The organism is Streptomyces sp. NPDC047079 (assembly GCF_040643755.1).
Classification (GTDB): Bacteria; Actinomycetota; Actinomycetes; order Streptomycetales; family Streptomycetaceae; genus Streptomyces.
This window is the reverse complement of record NZ_JBEYUZ010000016.1, coordinates 84,576-101,389: the sequence shown is the minus strand read 5'-3', so window position 1 is coordinate 101,389 and position 16,814 is coordinate 84,576. Positions and strand designations below refer to the sequence as shown.

11 protein-coding genes are annotated in these 16,814 nt (G+C 72.0%); 8 read left to right on the top strand and 3 right to left on the bottom strand.

The window, feature by feature from the left end; translation table 11 throughout:
- Positions 1-26: 26 nt before the first annotated feature.
- Complete coding sequence (locus ABZ823_RS21275) at positions 27-1,640, bottom strand: AMP-binding protein (protein WP_361662446.1); 1,614 nt, start codon at positions 1,638-1,640, stop codon at positions 27-29.
- Positions 1,637-3,316 (bottom strand): AMP-binding protein, encoded by a 1,680-nt coding sequence (locus tag ABZ823_RS21270; RefSeq protein ID WP_361662443.1) that lies wholly within the window; start codon positions 3,314-3,316, stop codon positions 1,637-1,639. Before ABZ823_RS21270 ends, ABZ823_RS21275 begins: the two co-directional genes overlap by 4 nt.
- 101 nt (positions 3,317-3,417) lie before the next feature.
- On the opposite strand from ABZ823_RS21270, the gene ABZ823_RS21265 reads away from it, so the two are divergent.
- From ABZ823_RS21265 to ABZ823_RS21255, 3 genes are all read left to right on the top strand, one after another.
- The gene (locus tag ABZ823_RS21265; protein WP_361662440.1) at positions 3,418-4,254 is read left to right on the top strand and encodes a LuxR C-terminal-related transcriptional regulator; all 837 of its coding nucleotides are present in this window, start codon (positions 3,418-3,420) and stop codon (positions 4,252-4,254) included.
- A gap of 265 nt (positions 4,255-4,519) precedes the next feature.
- A complete protein-coding gene (locus ABZ823_RS21260) occupies positions 4,520-7,324 on the top strand; it encodes an AAA family ATPase (protein WP_361662437.1) in 2,805 nt (934 codons plus the stop codon).
- A gap of 257 nt (positions 7,325-7,581) precedes the next feature.
- The gene (locus ABZ823_RS21255; protein WP_361662435.1) at positions 7,582-8,373 is read left to right on the top strand and encodes a serine protease; all 792 of its coding nucleotides are present in this window, start codon (positions 7,582-7,584) and stop codon (positions 8,371-8,373) included.
- Positions 8,374-8,573: 200 nt separating this feature from the next.
- Here the strand turns inward: ABZ823_RS21255 and ABZ823_RS21250 are convergent, their stop codons facing one another.
- Complete coding sequence (locus tag ABZ823_RS21250; protein WP_361662432.1) at positions 8,574-9,746, bottom strand: winged helix DNA-binding domain-containing protein; 1,173 nt, start codon at positions 9,744-9,746, stop codon at positions 8,574-8,576.
- A gap of 146 nt (positions 9,747-9,892) precedes the next feature.
- Here ABZ823_RS21250 and ABZ823_RS21245 point away from each other — a divergent pair, with 146 nt between their 5' ends.
- The 5 genes from ABZ823_RS21245 to eccCb all read left to right on the top strand — a co-directional run bounded on the left by ABZ823_RS21245 (position 9,893) and on the right by eccCb (position 16,813).
- Positions 9,893-11,053 carry a magnesium and cobalt transport protein CorA gene (locus tag ABZ823_RS21245; protein WP_361662429.1) on the top strand — a complete coding sequence of 387 codons (1,161 nt, stop codon included), beginning with the start codon at positions 9,893-9,895 and terminating at the stop codon, positions 11,051-11,053.
- 246 nt (positions 11,054-11,299) lie between these two features.
- Positions 11,300-11,767: an SRPBCC family protein gene (locus ABZ823_RS21240; protein WP_361662427.1), complete on the top strand. Its 468-nt coding sequence runs from the start codon at positions 11,300-11,302 to the stop codon at positions 11,765-11,767.
- A complete protein-coding gene (locus ABZ823_RS21235) occupies positions 11,764-11,910 on the top strand; it encodes a hypothetical protein (RefSeq protein ID WP_361662424.1) in 147 nt (48 codons plus the stop codon). Before ABZ823_RS21240 ends, ABZ823_RS21235 begins: the two co-directional genes overlap by 4 nt.
- Before the next feature lie 159 nt (positions 11,911-12,069).
- The gene (locus ABZ823_RS21230) at positions 12,070-12,534 is read left to right on the top strand and encodes a hypothetical protein (protein WP_361662420.1); all 465 of its coding nucleotides are present in this window, start codon (positions 12,070-12,072) and stop codon (positions 12,532-12,534) included.
- Positions 12,497-16,813, top strand: coding sequence for a type VII secretion protein EccCb (gene eccCb, locus ABZ823_RS21225; protein WP_361662417.1), 4,317 nt, complete (start codon positions 12,497-12,499; stop codon positions 16,811-16,813). The genes ABZ823_RS21230 and eccCb overlap by 38 nt, the downstream gene beginning before the upstream one ends.
- The last annotated feature ends 1 nt before the right edge of the window (position 16,814 follow it).

Here is a 16,814-nt window from a genome sequence, read left to right as displayed (position 1 = left end):
TCCCTCCCGCGGCGGGTGCGCGTTACCTACGCCCCGTCCGCGTAGGTCTCCCGCAGCTCCACCTTGCGCACCTTCCCCGAGACGGTCATCGGGAAGGAGTCGAGAATCCGCAGCCGGCTCGGGACCTTGTAGTGCGCGAGCCGCTCCGCGCAGAAGACCCGGACCTCCTCGAGCGTCGGCGGATCGGCCGGGTCGCGCGGGATCACACAGGCGAGGACCTCCTCGCCGTAGCGCTCGTGGGGGATGCCGACCACCTGGACGTCGGCGATCTTCGGGTGCGCGTACAGGAACTCCTCGACCTCCCGCGGGTAGATGTTCTCGCCACCGCGGATGATCATGTCCTTGATGCGGCCGACGATCTCGACATAGCCGTCGTCGCGCATCCTCGCCAGGTCGCCGGTGTGCATCCAGCGGCCGGAGTCGACGGCCTCCGCGGTCTTCCCCGGCTCGTTCCAGTAACCGAGCATCACGCCGTAGCCGCGGGTGCACAGCTCACCGGCCGCACCACGCGGCAGGGTCACGCCGGACGCCGGGTCGACGACCTTCACCTCGATGTGCGGCAGGACCCGGCCCACGGTTCCGGTGCGATGCTCCAGGTCGTCGTCCATCCGCGTCTGGAGCGACACCGGAGAGGTCTCGGTCATGCCGTAGCAGATGGACACCTCCTCCATGTGCATCTCGGCGACCACCCGTTTCATCACCTCGACGGGACACGGCGAGCCCGCCATGATGCCGGTCCTCAGGGACGACAGGTCGAACGTCGCGAAGTCGGGGAGGTTCAGCTCGGCGATGAACATCGTGGGCACGCCGTACAGAGAGGTGCAGCGTTCCCGCTGCACCGCCTCCAGGGTCGCCCTCGGGTCGAAGGACGGCGCCGGGATCACGATGCAGGCGCCGTGCGAGGTGGCTCCCAGGTTCCCCATGACCATGCCGAAGCAGTGGTAGAACGGCACGGGCAGACACACCCGGTCCTGCTCCGTGTAGCCGATCGTACGGCCCACCCAGTAGCCGTTGTTGAGGATGTTGTGGTGGGAGAGCGTGGCCCCCTTGGGGAAACCGGTGGTGCCCGAGGTGTACTGGATGTTGACCGGGTCGTCACAGCTCAACTCGGCGGCCGCGGCGGCCAGTCGCGTGTGTGGCACCGAGGCCCCGCCCGCGGTGAGCGCCTCCCAGCCGGGGTCGCCGATGTAGACGGTCTCACGCAACTCGGGGCAGTCGCCGCGGACCTGTTCCACCAGGGCGCGGTAGTCGCTCGTCCGGTGGGCGAGGGAGGCGACCAGGAGCGAGACCCCGGACTGTTTGAGCACGTACGCCAGCTCGTGGGCGCGGTAGGCGGGGTTGATGTTCACCATGATCGCGCCGATGCGGGCGGTGGCGTACTGGATCAGCACCCACTCGGGGCAGTTGACCGCCCAGATGCCGACCCGGTCGCCCTTGCGCACGTCCTTGGCGAGCAGCCCGAGGGCCACCTCGTCGACGGCGGCGCCGAACTCGGCGTAGGTCCATCGACGTCCGGAGGCCACGTCCACGAGGGCGTCGCGTTCGGGGTGCGCGGCGATCGCCCGGTCGAGATTGGCGCCGATGGTGTCGCCGAGCAGCGGCGTGGTGCTGGTCCCGTGTGTGTACGACAGTGCGGTCACCGGAAGTCCTCCTCGCGGTACTCGCTCCCCGACCCGGCGGCCGTGGCCTCGCGCAGTTCGACGCGGCGGATCTTGCCGGAGACGGTCTTGGGCAGGTCGCCGAACTCCAGGCGCCGGATGCGCTTGTAGGGGGCGAGGACCCCCCGGGAGTGTTCGAAGAGGACCTTGGCGGTGTCCGGCCCGGGCTCCCAGCCCGCGGCGAGCACGATGTACGCCTTGGGGACGGCCAGGCGCAGCTCGTCCGGCGCGGGCACCACGGCGGCCTCGGCCACCGCCTCGTGCTCCAGGAGCGCGCTCTCCAGCTCGAAGGGGGAGATCTTGTAGTCGGAGGCCTTGAAGACATCGTCGGCCCGCCCGACATAGGTGATATACCCGTCTTCGTCCCGTGAACCGATGTCCCCCGTGCGGTAGTAGCCGCCCGCCATGACGTCCGCGGTGCGGTCGGCATCGCCGTGGTAGCCGGTCATCAGACCGACGGGCCGGGCGGACAGGTCCAGGGCGATCTCGCCCTCCGTCGCCCCCGGTGCCCCGGTCACCGGATCCAGCAGTTCGATGCGGAAGCCGGGGCTCGGGCGGCCCATCGAACCCGTCTTCATGGGCTGGCCGGGGCTGTTGGAGACCTGTACGGCCGTCTCGGTCTGTCCGAACCCGTCCCGGACGGTCACGCCCCAGGCCCGCCGCACCTGCTCGATGACCTCGGGGTTGAGCGGCTCGCCGGCGGCGACCGCCTCGCGCGGCGGGGTGCGCAGCTGGGTGAGGTCCGCCTGGATGAGCATGCGCCACACCGTCGGCGGGGCGCAGAAGGTGGTCACGCCGGCCCGGTGCATCTCGGCCATCAGCCGGGCCGCGTCGAAGCGCGCGTAGTTGTGGAGGAACACGGTCGCCTCCGCGTTCCACGGCGCGAACAGGTTCGACCAGGCGTGCTTGGCCCAGCCCGGGGAGGAGATGTTGAGGTGGACGTCCCCCGGCTTGAGGCCGATCCAGTACATGGTCGCCAGATGGCCGATGGGGTACGAGACATGGGTGTGTTCCACCAGCTTGGCACGTGCGGTGGTGCCCGAGGTGAAGTACAGCATCAGCGGGTCGTCGGCCGGCGTGGGGCCGTCGGGCACGAAGAGCGCGGGGGCGTCGTGCAGGTCCTCGAACGGCTGCCAGCCCGCGCCCGCGCCGCCGACCGCGATGCGGGTGTAGTCGCCGGGCACCTCGTCGAACTTGCCGGTGTCCTCGGCGCGTGCGATCACGTGCCGGACCCGGCCGCGGTCGACCCGGTCGCGCAGGTCGGCGGGGCCGAGCAGCGGGGTGGCCGGGATGACCACGGCGCGCAGCTTCATCGCGGCCAGTGCCGTCACCCACAGCTCGGCCTGGTTGCCGAGCATGACGAGGACGCGGTCCTCGGCGCGGACGCCGCGCCCGCGCAGCCAGTTCGCGGCCTGGTCGGAGCGTACGGACAGCTCGGCGAAGGACAGCCGGGTCTCGCGGCCGTCCTCCTCGACGATGTGCAGCGCGGTGCGGCCGTTGCCCTCGGCGATGACGTCGAACCAGTCGAGCGCCCAGTTGAAGTGCGCCGGACGCGGCCAGTGGAAGCCCGCGTACGCCGTGGCGTAGTCCTCCCGGTGCGCGAGCAGGAAGTCCCGCGCGGTCCGGAACGCGTCCGTCGGATCGGTGTTCGCCGTCACGTGTCCTCCTTATTGCCGGGCAGCCACCTAACATCGTGTAATCCGTGATGCAGGTCTCACCACCCCCGAACGGGGGTGCGCCGCGACGAAGGGGCGGGCACGTGGCAGCTGACGCAGCCGAGGCGGTGGAGGTACGCGGCGCGCTGGTGCGGCTGCGGCGTGCCACGGGACTGCCGGTCGCCTTCGGCGGTCTGGTGGAGTCCGGGCGTCCGCAGATCCGCATCAGCGAACTGAGCGGCCACGAGACGACGGCGCTCAGCGCGCTCGCCGTCGTCTCCGGCAGCGGCCTGGGCGGCAAGGTGGTCGCGCTGGCCCGGCCGTGCGCGGTGACCGACTACTCGGTCTCGAGGCAGATCAGCCATGAGTACGACGGCGCGGTGGCGGCGGAGGGCCTGCGGTCCGTGGTCGCGGTGCCGGTCGTCGTACGGCGCAGGGTGCGCGGTGTGCTCTACGGTGCCCTGCGGACGGCCCAGCCACTGGGTGACCGCACGCTGAGCGCGGCCGTGGCCGCGGCGCGCGACGTGGAGCAGGCGTTGGTCGCGCGGGACGAGGCGCGGGCCATGCTGGCGGCCGCCCGGGAACCCGCGGGGCCGTCCGGTGCGGCCTGGGAGCGGGTCCGCGAGGCGCACGGCATGCTGCGGTCGCTGGCCCAGCGGGTCGAGGACCCGGCGCTGCGGGCGGAACTGCTCGATGCGTGCGGGCGTCTCGCGGGCGCGGCGTCCTCCGTTCCCGCGGCGGCGACCGAGGGACTGTCGCCGCGGGAGGTGGACGTCCTGTCGTGCGTGGCGGTCGGCTCCACCAACGCGGCGGCAGCGGAGCGGCTGGGGCTGCGCCCGGAGACCGTGAAGGGGTATCTGCGGTCGGCCATGCGGAAGTTGGGCGCGCACACGCGATGGGAGGCGGTGGTCGCCGCGCGGCGTGCCGGGGTGTTGCCCTAGGGGGTTTCGTTTGGACGGCACACCAGCGCCAAGAAGGGGCCTGAGCGGTGTCGACCGCCTTCTGTCAGGCTCTGCGCGGGTTCCCGGCGTATTGCCACGCACCCGCCCATTTTGCGAACCCCCGTGACGGCGGGTTCCCATTCATTCGGCGCTGCGGTGAATTCCCTTGTGCCGTCGCCTTGTCATTTGCCTCACCTCGCCGTCTGTCCGAAATTCAAAGGCTCGTTGCCTAATATTGGCCAGGACACGACACACGAGGGGAGCGGTGACCGTGCGACGGGACTTCAAGGAGCCTGCCAGACCCCGCCCCGACCTGGTCATCGGCCGGGAGGAGCTGTTCGCGGGAGCGCGCGAGCAACTTGCCGGTGGGGGAAGTGTGCTGGTGCACGGTCCGGCCGGAATAGGAAAGTCCACCGTCCTGCGCTCGCTGGCCGCGGATTACGGCGAGGCGGTGCGCACCGTGTTGCGCTGCTCGGCGACCGAGTCCGAATCCCATCTGCCCTTCCTGGCCCTCGCGGACCTGCTGGGCCTCGTCGTGGACGAGGTCGCCGACCGGCTGCCCGCGCCACAGCGCACCGCGCTGGAGTCCGCGCTCACCGGCCGTGGCGAATCCACTCTGCAACGGGACGGTCTCGCGCTGCGGCTCGCGGTGCTGTCCACCCTGCGCACACTCGCGGCCCGGGGGCCCGTGCTGATCGTCGCAGACGACTTGCAGTGGCTGGACCCGGCCAGTGCCGAACTTCTCGGCTTCGCCGCTCGGCGCCTCGGCGGCACGCCCGTGCAGATGCTGTGCGCGGTGCGCACGCACACCGAGCCGCAGGGGCAGGAGCACGACCGCTATCTGAGCGCGGCCCCGCCTGACACGCTGGCGGTCCGGGTCGGCCCGCTCCCCCTCACCCAGGTCGCCGAACTGCTCGACCACCGCGGCTACACGGGCCTGTCCCGCTCCACCGTCCGGCACATCCACCGCACCAGCGGCGGGAACCCGCTGTTCGCGCTGGAGCTCGGCCGCGCCCTGTTCGAGAGCACGACAGCACCGAGTCCCGGTGAGCCGCTGCCGGTGCCGACCTCGCTGCGCGCGCTGGTGCTCAACCGGCTGGAGGCACTGTCCGCGGAAGCCCGCCGCACCCTGCTCGTGGCCAGCGCCGGGGCACGGCCCACACTGACCCTGCTGCGCGCCGCGGGACGGCAGAACGCGGAGGCGGAGACCGCGCAGGCCGCCGCGCTCGGGCTGCTGGTGACGGAGCGGGACGCGCCGGGCGTACGGTTCGCCCATCCGCTGATATCGGCCGCGCTGTACGCGCAGGCGAGCGCGCAGGAGCGACGGGCCGCGCACGCGGCCCTGTCGACGGCGGCGTCCGATCCGATCGAGCGGGCCCGGCACCTCGCGCTCGCGAGCACCGGCACCGACCCCGGGGTGGCCGGGCGGCTCGCCGAGGCCGCGGCCGCCGCCCGGGACCGGGGCGCGCCGTCGGTGGCGGCCGAGCTCGGGCTGCTCGCGGCCCGGCACACACCGGCGGGCGCGGTGCCGGGCGCGGACGAACGGCGGTTGCAGGCCGCCGAGGACGCGTTGACGGCGGGTGAGACGGACTTCGCGCGGGACATCGCCGACGAGGTGCTGTCGCAGACGACCGAACCGGCGGACCGGGTGCGGGCGTGGATGGTCGTGATCGACGCCGCCGGGCACGCTATGGCCGAGGTCGACGCGGTCTTCCCGCAGGCGCTCTCGGACGCGGACGACGACCCGCGGCTGCTCACCCTCGTGCACTACCAGCTCGCCTGGCGGGCCCTGCTCGTGGAGGGCGACTTCGACCGGGCCCGGGAGGAGGGCGCGCTCGCTGCGGATCTGGCGGCGCGGGCCGGTGACCGGCGCAACGAGCTGCTGGCGCTGGCCTTCCAGGCGCAGGCCGAGACGCTGATGGGGCATCCGGACGCGCCCGCCACCATCAAGCGGGCACTGAAGGAGCCGCAGGACCCCCGTGTGGCGTGCGATCACAACGGCGCGGGTTCCGCGCGGTTCCGCTGGCTGATCATGAGCGATCAGCTGGTCGAGGCGCGCAAGACGATCAGTGGTCTGCTGCGCGAGGTGCGGCGGCGCGGGATGGTCGAGGCCGAGGTGCACTTCCTGCGCGGACTCGCGGAGACCGAACTGCGGTCAGGGCACTGCGGCCGGGCCCTCGACCTGGCGCGCGAGAGCCTGCGGCTGGCCCGTGACACGGGCATCGGAGAGGCGGCGAGCGCCATGCTCACCTCACTCGCGGAGGCCGCGGGCGGCGAGGTGGAGCGGGCTCTGACGCTGGCCCGGGAGGCGGTGGGACGCGCCGAGGAAGACGGCGACGTGCTGTATCTGTCGCGGGCACTGGCCGCCCTGGGGCATGCCCAGCTGGTGGCCGGGGACGCGGCCGGGACGGTGGGATCGCTGCGCCGGGTCCGGGAGCTGGAGGAGGGGCTCGGGGTCACCGATCCGGCCCGGGGCCGCTGGCACGGCGACCTCGCCGAGGCGCTGGTGCGCATCGGGGAACCGGCCGAGGCGCAGGACGTCATCGACGCGACCCGCGCCCATGCCCTGCGCCTCGGGCGGGAGAGCGTGCTGGCGGTGCTGGACCGGGCCGAGGCGCTGGTGCGCTCCTCGCGCGGGGAGACCGCGGCGGCGGAACGGCAGTTGACGTCGGCTCAGGACCGTCTGGCGAGACTGGGGTACGGGCTGGAGGAGGCGCGGGCCGCGTACGCGCTGGCGGGTCTGCGCACCCAGAAGCCCGGGCCCACCCCGTACGACGAGGCGGCCCGGCTCTTCCGGCGCTGCCGCGCGATGCCGTGGCTGCGCCAGGTGGAGACGGCCACGGTCACGGGAGCCGCCCAGCCACGCCTGGCCGCGGCGGCCCTGGACACCCTGGCCGCGACGGAACGGCAGGTCGCCGCGCTGGTCATGGAGGGAGCGACCAACCGCGAGATCGCGGCCCGTCTGTTCGTCAGCGTGAAGACCGTGGAGGCGACCCTCACCCGGGTGTACCGCAAGCTGGGCATCCGGTCACGGGTGGACATCGTGCGGCTGGCGGCCGGGCACCGCTGAAGCCTGACCGGATTCGGCCGACTTGCCGAGGCACCGGTTTACGCGCGCAGACCGAGGGTTTTCCCTGCCCAACTCCCTTAGGGGGTTCCCTCATTGGGGCGGGACCGGGTCGACTTCTAGCGTAAGGGCGTGCCGCTCGCCGGGCACACCGGGGTCGGTCCCCACTCCGCTCGACGTCCACTCGAACGGGAAGGCCGGCGCCGACGTGCATCACCCCACTCGCGCGACCCCCCACCGGCAACCCCTTGAGGAGACTCATGTTCGGGCTCAACCGCGCAAGAAAGTCCGTCGCCGCCGCCCTCGCGACCGCCGCCGCCACCACGACCGCGCTGCTCGGCGCCACCACCGCCGTCGCCGCGCCCCAGCCGATCGTCGGCGGCACGACGACCACGACGACCGCGTACCCGTTCATGATGCAGATCACGGACGCGTCCGGTGGCCAGTTCTGCGGCGGCACCCTGGTCGCGGCCAGGAAGGTCGTCACCGCGGCGCACTGCATGGTCGGGGAGACCCCGAGCAGCGTCCGCGTGGTCGGCGGCCGCACCTACCTCAACGGCACCAACGGCACGGTCAGCAAAGTCAGCAAGATATGGGTCAACCCGAGCTACACGGACGCCACCAACGGCGACGACGTGGCCGTACTGACGCTGTCGACGTCGATGCCGTACACGACGGCCTCCTACGTCACGTCCTCCCAGACGGGCGTGTACGCGGCCGGCACCACCGCTCGGATCGTCGGCTGGGGCACCACCTCCGAGAACGGCAGCTCCTCCAACCAGCTGCGCACCGCCACCGTTCCGGTCGTGTCGGACTCCAGCTGCAGGAGCTCCTACGGTTCGGACTTCGTCCAGTCCGACATGGTTTGCGCCGGATACGCGTCCGGCGGCGTGGACACCTGCCAGGGCGACAGCGGCGGTCCCCTGCTCATCGGGGGCGTCCTGGCAGGGATCACTTCCTGGGGCAACGGCTGTGCCGAGGCGGGTTACCCGGGTGTCTACACCCGGCTGACCACCTTCTCGAACCTGGTGACCGCCCAGGTCAACTCCTAGCCCCAAGGTTCTCCTGAGCGACCCTCAGGCAGATGACCGGGGGGCGTTGCGGGCCTCCACGAGCGGTTCGCAACGCCCCCTTTCCAACCCTCCGGCCGTTGGGCCGGGCCCGGCGGGCCCGGCCCAACGGCGCCCGTGGTTCGGCGGTCGGCCTCCCTCCGGCGGCCCGTGCGGCCGACGTCCCGGACTTCACCGAGCCGTCACCGCCGTACGACGGTCCCGAACCGGATGTCACGGGCGGTCCCGGGATGCATCACCGCGAGCATCCGCTCCCCCTCGGCGGTCACCTCCTGCCGCTGAGTCCTGGTGAGGGTGCCGAAGGCCTCGATCACGAGCGCGCTCTCCTCCAGCTTCCACACGCCCGCCAGGAAGCCGTCGACGAGGAGCGTGCGGTGCGCCTGGTTGCCGTGTCGGCCGCGGCCCTTGAGCTCGGCGGGGACGACCCGGGTGCGGTCCGCGTGGGAGAGCAGCAGATTGTCGAACTCGGGCAGGAACCGGGCCGGCGCGGGAGTGTCCGGGTCGTGCCTGGGCGCGTCGGGGAGGTCGAAGAGTTCGACGCCGTTGGGGTCGTGGAAGGTGACGAGCCGGGGGCGGAGACGTGCGAAGACGTCCCGCAGCCGGGTCAGCCCGGCCCAGACCTGCATGTCCTTGACGGACGCCGGGCCGAAGGCGGCGAGGTAGCGCAGCACGGTCTGCTCCACCGGGGCCGGACCGGCAGCACGCCCGAGCCAGTGCCCGGCGGTGGTGAGCGCGACCTGGCCGCTTGTGCCCCACAGTCCGCGCGGGGTCACCTGGACGAGCGGCAGCCGGCACCGGGCGGCGACGGCGAGGGCCCTCGGATCGGCGTTCGGCCACTCGGCGAGCAGTGCTTCGCGCAGCTGCTTCATGGTGCGGGGTTCGGCCTCGACGAGGTCGCGGGCGAGCGCGGTGAGGCGCTCGAGATCGACGCCGGCGAGACCCGTGCGGAAGAGGCCGAGCTCACGGTCGCGGGCGGGCTGGACCAGGGGGCGCAGGGACAGGCAGTCGTCGGCGGTGTGGCTGTGCAGGGTGGAGCGCAGGGTGACGATGCGGACGATCTCTCGGTCGGCCATGAGTGCCGAGAGGTGCTCGGGGGCAAAGCCCTCCAGCCGGGCGGCGAGCGCGTAGTAAGGGGGCTGGACGTTCTGCGCCTGGAGCCCGAGGAGATGGGTCACGGCCGCCTTCGCGGACAGCGGCGACCGGCTCAGCAGGAGCTGACGGGCGAGGGTGGCCCGGTTGAGGGCGCGGGCGTGGAGAACGGGGGCCGCGCCCGTCCTCGGAGCCGCCTTGCGGGGCGCGGGGGCCGCGGCAGCCCTTCCGGCCGCCTCCCGGGTGGTGGGGCTCGTCTTCGTCATGACGTGCACGTTAGCCCGGCTTGCGGACAGCTTCTGTCCGCAAGTCTCACCGGATCCTGGATCCTGTCTCATACACTCGCCTCGTTTGCCCCGTATATCCTGCTCCGTGATCAGACAGACGTACGTTCGAGCCGGAGGCAGCCGCGATGACTGAGCGCCGTGCCCGCCCAGCCGCCAGGAACGGCCGGAAGCCGGTCTGGCGCCGGGCCCTGCCCCAGGCCACGACGCCGCCCGCGAACCCCCCGGCGCCCCGGCCCGACCCGCCGCCGCCGGAGCCCGCGGAGGCGGGCAGCGTCGTGCAGGCGGCGCTGTACCGGGACGGCGTCCGTATCTCCTCGCCCGCATCGCTGGCCGACACCTTCCGCGAGCTGCGCGACGACCCGGACAGCATGGCGTGGATCGGCCTGGCCCGCCCCACCGAGTCCGAGCTGCTCTCCCTGGCGGCCGAGTTCGACCTGCACCCGCTCGCGGTGGAGGACGCGATGGAGGCGCACCAGCGGCCGAAGCTGGAGCGGTACGGCGACACGCTGTTCGTCGTCCTGCGCGCCGCCCGCTATCTGGACGCCCCGGAGGAGGTCGACTTCGGCGAGCTGCATGTGTTCGTGGGCCCGGACTTCGTGATCACGGTCCGCCATGGCGCGGCCCCGGACCTTTCAGCCGTCCGTCATCGCATGGAGGAGTCGCCCGAGCTGCTGAAGCTGGGCCCCGAGGCGGTGCTGTACGCGATCCTGGACGCGGTCGTGGACGGATACGCGCCCGTGGTCACGGGCGTGCAGAACGACATCGACGAGATCGAGACCGAGGTCTTCCGCGGCGACCCCGAGGTTTCCCGCCGGATCTACGAGCTCTCCCGCGAGATGGTGGAGTTCCAGCGCGCCACCCGCCCCCTGGTGGGCATGCTGCACGGCCTGATGGCGGGCTTCGCGAAGTACGGCACGGACGAGGAGCTCCAGCGCTACCTGCGTGACGTGGCGGACCACGTCACGCACACCAGCGAACGCGTCGACGGCTTCCGCCAGGCGCTGGCGGACATCCTGACGGTCAACGCGACACTCGTCACCCAGCAGCAGAACGCGGAGATGCGGGCGCTGGCGGAGGCGGGCTTCGAACAGAACGAGGAGATCAAGAAGATCTCCTCATGGGCGGCCATCCTGTTCGCCCCCACACTCGTCGGAACGATCTACGGCATGAACTTCTCCCACATGCCGGAGTTGCACTGGGTGTTCGGATATCCCTTCGCTGTCGTCCTGATGGCGGTCGTATGCACCAGTTTGTACCTCATCTTCAAGCGGAAGGACTGGCTCTGAAGTAACCGGCGGCACGAGCGCGTGCTCTGCGGACCCTAAGCAGCGAGGCGAGGATCCGGGAGCGGGCGGTGTCGGTGCGACGCACGTCCTGGACGAGTTCGGCCAGCAGGCGCGACTCGCGGCGAAACACCTGACGCCGTACTCCGTGGGCGTCGGCCCGGCGAGGACGCGGGATGTCCTCCGGTGGCCGTACACCGCCGCGCGCGTCGGGCCGCGCGGGTGGCGCCCGCTGCGTACGATCCCCCGGTGGTCCTCTTCCGCCTCGAACGCCTCGTTCCGCTCCCCGCCGAGCAGGCCTGGCGGCGGCTCACGGACTGGCCGCGCCACGCGACCGCGGTGCCGTTGACCCGGGTGACCGTTCTCACCCCGCCGCCGACGGCCGTCGGCACGGTGTTCGTGGCCCGCTCCGGGGTGGGCCCGCTCGCCTTCGACGACACGATGGAGGTGACCGTCTGGCGGCCGCCGGCGTTCTGCCGCCTGGAGAAGCGCGGCGGGGTGGTGACCGGCTGGGCGGAGATCGAGGTGCATCCGTGCGGCGAGAGGCGCTCGCGCGCCGTGTGGCGGGAGGATCTGTCCGTGCGTCCGCTGCCGCCCCTGTTCGACCAGCCGCTCGGGTGGACGGCCCGGCGGATGTTCGGCCGCGTGGTGGACGGTCTGCTGGGGCCGGATCCGGACCCCGGTGTAGGCAACGGCCCCCAGAGTCCGGGTCCATGACCGACACCGAGTTCGAGACCTCGCACGTCTGGACCACCCTTGGCCAGGCCGGGTCCGAGGAGCTCGCCCGGCTCGTGCGAGCCGCCGAGGCGGAGCACGAGAGGGACCCGCAGGGATACCTCCTGGCCCGCAAACCGCTGTGAGGTCCGGTCGAGCCCGGTCGCACGTACGTCTTCTCCTCTGCGCGTGCGCCTTCTCCTGAGACCCACGAACCTCGTGCGAAGGCACGCCCCGGCCCGCGTGATACGGATACGATCACAGGGACGCGCCGACGCTACGGACACCTGGGGGAAGGGGACACCGTGTACGAGGAGAGCCCGCGGCTGGAACTGCGGATCGACTCCGGACCGGGGGCCACCGCAGAGCGGACCGACCGTCAGGTGCGCAGCCTGTACGGCGATCTGAAGACCCTGGGCGTCCTGCACGTCGAACGCGGGACCGCGCCCCCGCCTCCCGGCTCGATGGCGGGCGCGGGACACGACCTCACGGTGCTCGTGCTCAGCGGCGCCTTCTCCGCCGCCACGGTCAAGGCCGTGAGCAACGTCGTGGTGGCCTTCCTCCAGCGGTCGAAGGCGCGGTCGGTGGAGTGGGAGATCGACGGGACGAAGGGGGCGTTCAGGGCCCTGTCGGCCGAGGACCACCATGCGCTGGTCGAGGCGGTGACCGCGCGGATCGGTGCGGGGACCGCCGCCGCGGGCCGGGACACCAGTGAAGAACCGGGAGTTCGCGATGGCGGGACGCCGGATCGCGCTGCTGGTCGCGACTGACGGCTATCAGGACCCGGGCCTCAACCAGCTCAGGGCCCCGGCCCGGGGCGCCGGCGAACTCGGGGCACTGCTGCGGGACTCCGCGATCGGGCGCTTCGACCTGGTGCGCGAACTGCTCAACCGGCCCAAGCACGAGATCGAGGCGGCCGTCGAGGATGTCCTCAGCGACCGGTCGCCCGACGACCTCGTGCTGCTCTACTTCGCCTGCCACGGCATCCGGAACGACGCCGACCGGCTGTTCTTCGCCACGCTGGGCACGCAGCTGAGGCGTCCGCACGCGACCGCCATCCCGGCTTCCTTCATCCACCACCTCCTCGACGAGTGCGAGGCCCGCACCAAGATCGTGCTGCTGGACTGCTGTTACAGCGGCCTCTTCCACCGCGGGGCGCCGCTGTCCCCCGCTCCCGTGGACGTGGAGGCCGCGCTCGTCGGCCGGGGCACCTTCGTCATCACCGCGTCGACAGCGCTGGAATACGCCTACGAGGGCGACCAGCTGACGCTGGACAACAGCCTGTCGGCCCCCCGGTTCACCACCGCCGTGATCGAGGGGCTGAACACGGGCCTCGCAGACCTGAACCGGGACGGTGTGATCACCCCGGAGGAGCTGTACACCTACGTCCACGACACGGTGGTCAACCAGGCGGGGCCGGAGCAGACTCCCACCAAGTCCGGCCAGTGCGAGGGAAACGTCCCCCTGGCCTACGCGCCGTGGATCGACCCTGCCGCGGGCCCCGCCGCCCGGCCCGCGGTCGCCGAGGAACTCCCGCTCGGTTCGCTCCTGCCGCCCCCCGTGGACACCGTGGACCGCGGCTTCATCTGCGACACCTGGGAGGGCACGTCACGGCTCTTCGCGCCCATCGGGCGGCTGGAGAACGGCACCGCCGACGACCTCATGTGCGTCGACTTCTCCAGCAGGGACGGAAACGCCGCGGTCGTCGGCAAGCTGGGCAGCGGCAAGACCACCCTGCTGCGCTCACTGATCATGTCGCTGGCCCTGACGCACACTCCGCGCGAGGCCGAGTTCCACCTGCTGGAGGGCGCGGTCAACCGGCTCGGGGTGCTGCGGTCGCTGCCGCATGTGCGGACGATCGCGGCGCCGCACGAGCATGACGCGGTCCAAGGCGCCCTCACCTCGGTCAAGTCCATCCTGTCCACCCGGCGCACGCTGTTCCGCAACCTCGACATCGACTCCATCGAGGCGTTCCGCGCACTGCGCACCACCGACCGCGTCGAGGCGGCGGCCGCGAGCGATGTCTTTCTCGTCGTCGACGGCTGGCTCGACTTCTGCTGGGAGTTCCCGGACTTCGCCGACACTGTGCACCGGCTGGCCAACACCGGCCTGAACTACGGTGTCCACCTGCTGGTCACGGCGCGCCGCTGGAGCGACTTCTCGGCGGATCTGCTGGGCCTGCTGGGGACGCGGCTGGAACTCGCGCTCGACGCCCCCGAGGAGTCCCATTTCGACGCGGCGCTGGCGTCGGGGATCGCGGTTGGGTGGGCACTGTGCCGGCGCAGACGCTTCCGGGTGGCGGCGCCGCGCTTCGACGACGGGACCGGGCCGGTGACGGCACGGGAGTCGCTGGTGGAGACGGCGGAACTGGTACGGCGGGGGTGGAGCAGCCTGCGCGTGGGCTCGTCGCGCCACCGCGCCCAGGTCCGCGCCGGCGCATCGGGCGAGTCCTTCCTCCGGCTGCTCGGCATCGGCAGCCCGACCGCGCTGGACGTCTCGTCACTGCGCGACCGCAGGTTGCCCCGGGAACGGCTGACGGTGCCCTTCGCCGTGGGCGAGGCGGGGGAACCCGTGCTGCTCGACCTCAAGGAGGCGGCGCAGGAGGGGATGGGCCCGCACGGCCTGTGCGTCGGGGCGCCCGGTTCCGGCAAGTCGGAACTGCTGCGTACGATCGTGCTCGGCCTCGCCCTGCGGCACTCCGCGCAGGAACTGTCCTTCGTCCTGGCCGACTTCAAGGGCAGCAGCACGTTCGCGGGTCTGACGGAGCTGCCCCACATGGCGGGCGCCATCACCGATCTGGAGGGCGATCCGCTGCTCGTGGCGCGGCTGCGCGATGTCCTCAGCGGTGAACTGAACCGCCGCCAGGAGCTGCTGCGCTCTCACGGCGTGCCCAGCGCCTACGAGTACGACAGACAGCGCGCCACCGACCGTCCCGACGTGCCACCGCTCCCGTCGCTCCTCGTGGTGATCGACGAGTTCGTGGAACTGCTCGACGCGGCACCGGATTTCGTGGACGTGCTCGTGATGATCGCCCGTCTGGGCCGATCACTTGGCGTCCACCTGCTGTTGGCCTCACAGCGGCTGGAGGAAGGCAGGCTGCGCGGCCTGGAGACGCATCTGTCGTACCGCATCGCGCTGCGCACCTCGTCCGCGGCCGACTCCCGGGCGGTGCTGGGCCACCCCGACGCCCACTACCTGCCGCCGGAGCCGGGTGCCGGGTTCCTGAAGGCGGACAGGGGCCTGCCGGCCCGTTTCAAGGCCGCGTATGTGTCGGGTCCCGTCGCGGGCGTGGACGACATCGACGGCTCGGCGTCGCTGCTGGAGACCGTCGTCGCCCAGTTGTCGGCCACCGGGCCCGCCGCCCACCGTATCTGGCTGCCGTCACTGACCGAATCTCCCACGTTGCAGAGGCTGTTCGGCCGCGCACCGGAGGTCGTGCCGGGCCGCGGCCTACAGGTCCCGAGGCCGGCGGGGCCCCTCAGCGCCCCGTTCGCCGTGGTCGACCGGCCGTTCGCGCAGAGACAGGACGTGCTGGCCCTGAACGTCTCCCGGAAAGCCGGCCATGCCCTCGTCCTCGGCGGGCCGCAATCCGGGAAGTCGACCGCCCTGGCCACGCTCATCACCTCGTTCGCCCTCACACACACTCCCGCCGAAGTGCAGTTCTACTGCCTGGACTTCGGCGGCGGACGGCTGGAGGCGCTGGCCGGACTGCCGCATGTGGGCGGTGTGTCCTCCCGGCTGGCCCCGGACCGGGTCCGGCGCACCGTCGCCGACGTGGTGCGCATCCTCGACGAGCGCGAACGGTTCTTCCACGACCACCGGATCGAGTCGATGGCCGTCTACCGGGAAGGCCGTGCGGCCGGCAAGTGGCCGGAGCAGCCCTGGGGCGATGTGTTCCTGGTCATCGACGGCTGGGGGACCCTGCGCAGCGAGTACGAGGCACTCGAACCGTCCGTCCTGGCCATCGCCCGCCGGGGCACGGAGCTCGGCGTGCATCTGCTGGTCACGGCCGCACGAGCCTATGTGGAGGTCCGCCCCGCGCTGCGGGAGTATCTGGACGACGGGTTCGAGCTGCGGCTCGGCGAACCGATGGATTCCGAGGTCGACCGCCGGCAGGCCGCGCTCGTGCCGCTGGGCATGCCGGGGCGCGGGCTGTCCCGGGACGGACTGCATCTGCTGACCGCGCTGCCGAGGCTGGACGACGACATCGAGGGCGAGTCCCTGGAGAGCGCGACGATCCGGCTGGTGCAGAAGGTGCGCGAGCACTGGTCCGGGCCGCCCGCCCCCGCGGTACGCACACTGCCGGAGCTGGTGTCCGTCGACGAACTGCCGGGACCCGGCGAGCTCCCCGACCACGCCGTCGCCGTCGGGATCGACGACACCGACCTCTCACCTGCCCTGGTCGACTTCGAGAGCGACCCGCTGTTCGTCGCCTTCGGCGAGGCCGCGTCCGGCAAGACCTCGCTGCTGCGCATGCTGGCGCACCAGATCTGCCGTCGGTACACACCGGACCAGGCAAGGCTGATGCTGGTCGACTACCGGCGGGGCCTGCTCGGGGCGGTCCCGGAGGAGCATCTGCTGACCTACTGCACCACCGGCCGTCAGGTCACCGAGATGATGAAGCAGCTGTCCGACGCGCTCGCGGCCCGGGTGCCGGGGCAGGACGTGACGCCCGAGCAGCTGCGCTCCCGCAGCTGGTACACCGGCCCTGACGCCTATCTGCTGATCGACGACTACGACCTGATCGCCGGGCGGAGCGGCAACCCGCTCATGCCGCTGCTGGAATACCTTCCGCTCGCCCGAGACCTCGGCCTGCGGGTGCTGGTGGCGCGCAGCTCGCTGGGGGCGGCGCGGGCGTCGTACGAGCCGTTCCTCCAGCAGATGACCGACCTGGGGGCGCAGGGGGTCGTGCTGTCGGGCCATCCCTCCGAGGGGCAGCTGCTCGGGGGCGTCAAGCCGAGCCGTCAGCCGCCGGGGCGTGGCACCCTGGTGCGGCGCGGCGCCAACCGGGGGGTACAGCTCGCCTGCCTGCCTCCGCCGCGCACCTGAC